5 protein-coding genes and 1 pseudogene are annotated in these 5117 nt (G+C 60.4%); 4 read left to right on the forward strand and 2 right to left on the reverse strand.

The window, feature by feature from the left end:
• Window positions 1-229, forward strand: a pseudogene (locus AB4Z11_RS22500) (hypothetical protein); the annotation flags it as partial.
• On the opposite strand, the gene AB4Z11_RS22505 reads toward AB4Z11_RS22500, so the two are convergent.
• Window positions 222-908 (reverse strand): GNAT family N-acetyltransferase, encoded by a 687-nt coding sequence (locus AB4Z11_RS22505; RefSeq protein ID WP_442027789.1) that lies wholly within the window; start codon window positions 906-908, stop codon window positions 222-224. The pseudogene AB4Z11_RS22500 and the gene AB4Z11_RS22505 sit on opposite strands and share 8 nt — an antisense overlap.
• A 24-nt stretch (window positions 909-932) precedes the next feature.
• Between AB4Z11_RS22505 and AB4Z11_RS22510 the strand changes: the two genes are divergently transcribed.
• The 3 genes from AB4Z11_RS22510 (at window position 933) to grxC (ending at window position 3209) form a co-directional block, all read left to right on the forward strand.
• Window positions 933-1640 carry a pseudouridine synthase gene (locus AB4Z11_RS22510; RefSeq protein WP_442027790.1) on the forward strand — a complete coding sequence of 236 codons (708 nt, stop codon included), beginning with the start codon at window positions 933-935 and terminating at the stop codon, window positions 1638-1640.
• A gap of 87 nt (window positions 1641-1727) precedes the next feature.
• A complete protein-coding gene (locus AB4Z11_RS22515; RefSeq protein WP_442027791.1) occupies window positions 1728-2855 on the forward strand; it encodes a branched-chain amino acid ABC transporter substrate-binding protein in 1128 nt (375 codons plus the stop codon).
• A 96-nt stretch (window positions 2856-2951) separates the two neighbouring features.
• Complete coding sequence (gene grxC, locus AB4Z11_RS22520; protein ID WP_442027793.1) at window positions 2952-3209, forward strand: glutaredoxin 3; 258 nt, start codon at window positions 2952-2954, stop codon at window positions 3207-3209.
• On the opposite strand, the gene AB4Z11_RS22525 is transcribed toward grxC, so the two are convergent.
• Window positions 3195-5117, reverse strand: a 1923-nt coding sequence (locus AB4Z11_RS22525) for a methyl-accepting chemotaxis protein (RefSeq protein WP_442027794.1), incomplete at its 5' end; no start/stop codon positions are given. The two genes, grxC and AB4Z11_RS22525, sit on opposite strands and share 15 nt — an antisense overlap.

Here is a 5117-nt window from a genome sequence, read left to right on the forward strand (position 1 = left end):
CCTCTACTTCGGCTATCGCGTGGACAACGGCGACTGGCAATGGCTGCCGCAAATGTTCGACGCCAGTATTCTCTCCGACGAGGCCAACGCACCGGGCATGCCCAACTTTACCGGCGCTTTCGTCGGCATGGCCTGTCAGGATATGTCCGGCGCCGCGCTGCATGCGGACTTTGATTACTTCGAATACCGCGAACGGCCTTATTGCATCGATCCGAAAAGCGTCAAGTAAACCGCCACTGCGGCGCGCGGGTGAGTTGCTGGATGGTGAGCATTTGCTCGTCAGGCAGGAAGGCCGTCGAATAAGGCGATAAGGTTTGCCAGCCTATGCTGGTGTATAAAGCTTGTCCCTGCGCGGTTGCGACGAGCAGGCGCTCCGTCGCTTCTGCCTCGCGCGCCATATCATCCAATGCGTACATGACCGCTGTGCCCAGCCCTTTGCGGCGATGGGATTCGTGCGTTTCGATGCGATCGAATATTGCGCAGCCTTCGTGCAGCACGACGCGGCCTATGGCTGCGCGCTCACCGTGCGTGTCTTCCACAATGACGACGTGAGCGGCATGCTCGCGCGCTTTCCTGAAAGCGTAGCCGGGCGGCAGTGCCTGCGCGCCTCCGAATGGGGACTCCGCACGCATGAAGAAGCGGGGCTGGTCGATATGCCATTGCGCGGGTAGCGCCGCGCGCAAGGTGGCTGCATCCACAGCTGCCTTCAGAAAGATATGCGGCTGCCTGATCTGGCTGGCGCAAGCCTGAAGATCCGCGCCCGCATCGACGAAGACATGGCGCCGCAGCTGGTCCGGCGCGCCGACTTCGACGACCAGACCACCGCCAGACTCCTGCGGCAGCGGAAGTCCGCGCGCGAGGCACCATCCGCTGAGCCATCTTTTCAACATTTCCAGGTCAACTGCCATGTTTCGCCTATACTTTGAGCCGCAATGAATAATCCGCTTACCGAAATATACCGCGACCAGTGGCTGCTGGTGGTGCACAAGCCTGCCGGCTTGCTGGTGCACCGCAGTCCGATCGACCCGCACGAAACCGAATTCGCACTGCAGTATGCACGCGAGATGAATGGCGGCGAGTACGTTTATGCTGTGCACCGTCTGGACCGGCCAACGTCAGGATTGCTGGTATTTGCACGCGATTCGGAAACGGCGAGCGTGCTTGGCAAGGCATTCATGGCAGGCGAAGTGCGCAAACGCTATCTGGCGATGGTGCGCGGATGGATTCCGGAGCAGGGCGTCATTGATCATCCGCTGCGGGACGAAGATCCGTTTGGTGGCGACGCGGAAGGACAGGTTCGCGAAGCGCTGACTCGGTACCGCCGTGTGGCCACAACGGAAATCCCGGTCGCCATCGAAGGCTATGCCAGCAGCCGATACAGCCTCGTGGAGCTTTATCCTGAAACTGGCCGCCGTCACCAGCTGCGCCGCCACATGAAGCACATCAGCCATCCCATCATCGGCGACGCCTATCATGGTCGCGGACGCCACAACCGCTACTTCGCCGAACGCTTTGGTTACGGCCGTCTGATGCTCGCCGCCACGGGCATCGCTTTCGCTCATCCGGCGACCGGAGAGTTGCTCGAACTTGAAGCCCAACCGGAAGCCAGCTTTCTCCAGGTGCTATCGATTTTCCCCTGATAGTGTGGGCGTTCCGTTTCCCCTTTGCCTTGTCATATGCCGGTTTTGACAGTATCGTGAGGCCTTCTATATTCTGCGGAGTCCCTCATGCAAAAGCAGCTGCTGTTGGTGGCAGGCCTGGTTGCTGGTTCTGTGCAAGCTCAGGAAGTGATCACGATCGGTGTGGCTGGTCCCCTGTCCGGCGAAATAGCGCATCTGGGTAAGGCCATGGAGAACGGCGTGGCGATGGCGATCGATGATCTGAACGCGCGCGCGACGAAGATCAATGGCAGAAAGGTCGTTTTCAAGATGCAGAGCGAGGATGATGCCGCGGACCCGAAGCAGGGCACGGCAGTGGCGCAAAAGCTGGTGGACGCGCACGTGGCCGCGGTCGTCGGCCACTCCAACTCCGGCACCACGGTGCCTGCCTCCCGCATCTACAACCAGGCAGGCATCCCTCAGATTACGCCGTCCGCCACCACGCCGGGTTATACGAAGCAGGGCTTCCCCGGTGCCTTCCGCGTCGTCGCGAACGACAATATGCTCGGCTCCATGCTTGGCCGCTACGCTGCGGATAATCTGAAGGCGCGCAACATCGCGGTGATCGATGACCGCACGGCATACGGCCAGGGCATCGCCGATGAATTCATCAAGACTGCACAGGCGCGTTCCGGCAAGAAGATCGTGGACCGCCAGTTCACCAACGCGCGGGCGACCGACTTCACTTCCATCCTCACCGCGATCAAGGGCAAAAAGCCGGACCTGATTTTCTTCGGCGGCATGGACTCGGTAGCGGGCGGCCTGCTGCGCCAGATGAAAACGCTCGGCATGGACATCAAATTCATGGGCGGCGATGGCGTGTGCTCGGACTCCTTGCCCGGCCTGGCCGGCAACGGCATGCGCGACGGTGAAGTGTTCTGCGCTGACGCAGGCGGCATCGATGCGGCGCACCAGAAGATCGTCGATGACTTCATCACCCGCTTCAAGTCCAGGTACCATAGCGACATCCAGACTTACGCTCCGTATGCTTACGATGCCGTGATGGTGATTGCAGCGGCCATGCAGAAAGCCGGTTCCTCTGATCCCGCGAAGTACCTGCCAGCCTTGAAGCAGACGAAGTATGAAGGTCTGACAGGCTTGATTCAGTTCGATCCGTCAGGTGACACGCTGAAGGCCGCGATGACGGTGTCGACCTACCGCAACGGTCAGRAAGTAAAACTCGACGTGCTGCGCTAGCAATTGAGACGATCGGGCAAGCCGGTGAGTTTTCCGATCATTCATTGTCTTGCATCTGGCAGCTAAACTGGGTTTCATACAGAACCTGGAGGTTTTATGAAACCCATCACCATCTATAGCAGTACCAGCTGCGCCTATTGCGTGCGTGCGAAGCAGCTTTTGCACATGCGCGGCGCGGCGTTCAATGAGATCAACGTCGACGGCGACAACGAGACGCGCATGGCGCTGATGCAGCGCACCGGGCGCCGCACCGTGCCGCAGATCTTCATCGGTGAGCGCCACGTCGGCGGCTACGATGACTTGGCGGCGCTGGACCGGTCCGGCGGTTTGCAGGCTGCGTTAAGCGCCGAGTAGTTTCGTTTCGCGGCTGACCTGGAACACGCGTACTTCGCGTGCCAGTTCGGCCGCCTGATCCTGCATCGCGGACGCTGCTGCCGCCAATTGCTCCACTAGCGCGGAATTCTGCTGCGTCACGCCATCCATCTGTACGATGGCCTGGTTGATCTGGCCAATGCCCGCGCGCTGTTCCTCACTGGCAGAAGTGATCTCGCCCATGATATCGGCCACGCGATGCACGCTGGCGACCACGCCGTCCATGGTTTCTCCGGCTTTTTCAACCAGCTTGCTGCCGTTCTCCACTTCGCCCAGTGCGTTGCCGATCAAATCCTTGATTTCGTGCGCCGCTGCGGCGCTGCGCTGTGCGAGGTTGCGCACTTCGGACGCCACCACGGCAAAACCGCGGCCCTGTTCGCCGGCACGCGCCGCTTCTACCGCTGCGTTCAAAGCCAGGATATTGGTCTGGAAAGCGATGCCGTCGATGACGGTAATAATGTCGCCAATGCGGCGTGAGGCCTCGCTGATCGCGCCCATGGTCTGCACCACCTGTCCCACAACGGAGCCGGCATCGGATGCGACATTGGAAGCCTGCTGCGCGAGCTGATTCGCCTGGCGCGCATTGTCCGCATTCTGCTTGACGGTCGCGGTCAGTTCTTCCATCGAGGCGGCTGTTTCCTCAAGACTGGAGGCTTGCTGCTCGGTGCGGGCCGACAGATCCTGATTACCGCTCGCGATCTCCGCCGAGGACGTCGCAATCTGATCCGCGCCATGGCGCACCCGTCCCACCACGCCGGACAGCTTTTCGCTGATCGTGTTCATGGCCGACTGCAGGCGTGCGATTTCATCCTGGTTTCGCACATCGATCTGCACGGTCAGGTCGCCATCCGCGATGCGTCCCGCAGCATGGCGTGCCTGCGCCAGCGGACGCGCTACCAGTGCGCGTGTCAGCAGGAGCAGGGCGCCCGCGAAGACGAACAAGGCAATCACGCCCATCACGATATAGCGATTGCGCGCGCTGGCAGCGTCCTTCGTGATCTCGTGAATATACGTGCCGCCTGCGACCATCCACTTCCAGTCCGGAACATAGCGATAGACCACCAGCTTTTCGCGTGGGGCGTTCGAGCCGCTGGCCCAGTAGTAGCGGATCTCGCCGTTCTTTTGCGCCAGCATTTCGCGCACAAAGAGCTTGCCGTTGGTGTCCTTGGTATCGAGCAGTGAGGTGCCTTCCTTCTCAGGATGGATCAGCAGCACGCCCTGATCTTTGCCTTCCGCGGCATTCAGCACATAGACATAGCCTGTATCGCCGATGCGAATGGTTTTGATCTGGGCTTTCAAAGCCTCCAGATCTTTGCTGATGTCCACGCCGATAAACAGCACCCCGACGATCTTGCCCGAAGCATCCTTCACAGGATCGTACTTCGTGATGTAGGGTTTGCCGAACAAGGTGGCGATGCCCGTGTAAGAGCGCCCCTCACGCAGCAGCGCGTAGCTAGGATGGGCGTGATCGAGCTGGGTGCCGATGGCACGCTCGCCGTTTTCCTTTTTCAGCGATGTGGTCACACGCACGAAGTCTTCGCCATTGGCTGCGAAGACTGTGGCGACGGCGCCTGTTTGTGTGGTGAAGGTATCCGGGACCGTGAAGTCCATGTTCAGTGCTTTGCCGCCCACGCTCAGGGTGGGAACGCTCTTGCCTGCAACTTCGGTGGGATTGGCCGTGTCCAGGGTGAACGCGCCCGGCAGTGTTGTGGCGAACAGGTGAGCGAAACTGGCGGCCTCGTTGCTTGTCGCCGTGTTGAACATTTCTACTGTGTGAACCACGCCATTCAAGTCGGATGCCACCTGGTCGCGTGATCGCGACTCCAGCATTGAGGCGGTATTCCAGTTGATGATCGTGATAAGCAAGGCAAGCACCGCACCCACCAGGGC

It is taken from the genome of Pseudoduganella sp. RAF53_2, from assembly GCF_052113985.1.
GTDB lineage: Bacteria > Pseudomonadota > Gammaproteobacteria > Burkholderiales > Burkholderiaceae_D > Rugamonas.

Bases quoted from the DNA above. Each gene is read 5' to 3' on its own strand.
- AB4Z11_RS22510 (WP_442027790.1), top strand. From the start codon at position 933: ATGAATAATCCGCTTACCGAAATATACCGCGACCAGTGGCTGCTGGTG.
- grxC (WP_442027793.1), top strand. From the start codon at position 2,952: ATGAAACCCATCACCATCTATAGCAGTACCAGCTGCGCCTATTGCGTG.
- AB4Z11_RS22505 (WP_442027789.1), bottom strand. From the start codon at position 908: ATGGCAGTTGACCTGGAAATGTTGAAAAGATGGCTCAGCGGATGGTGC.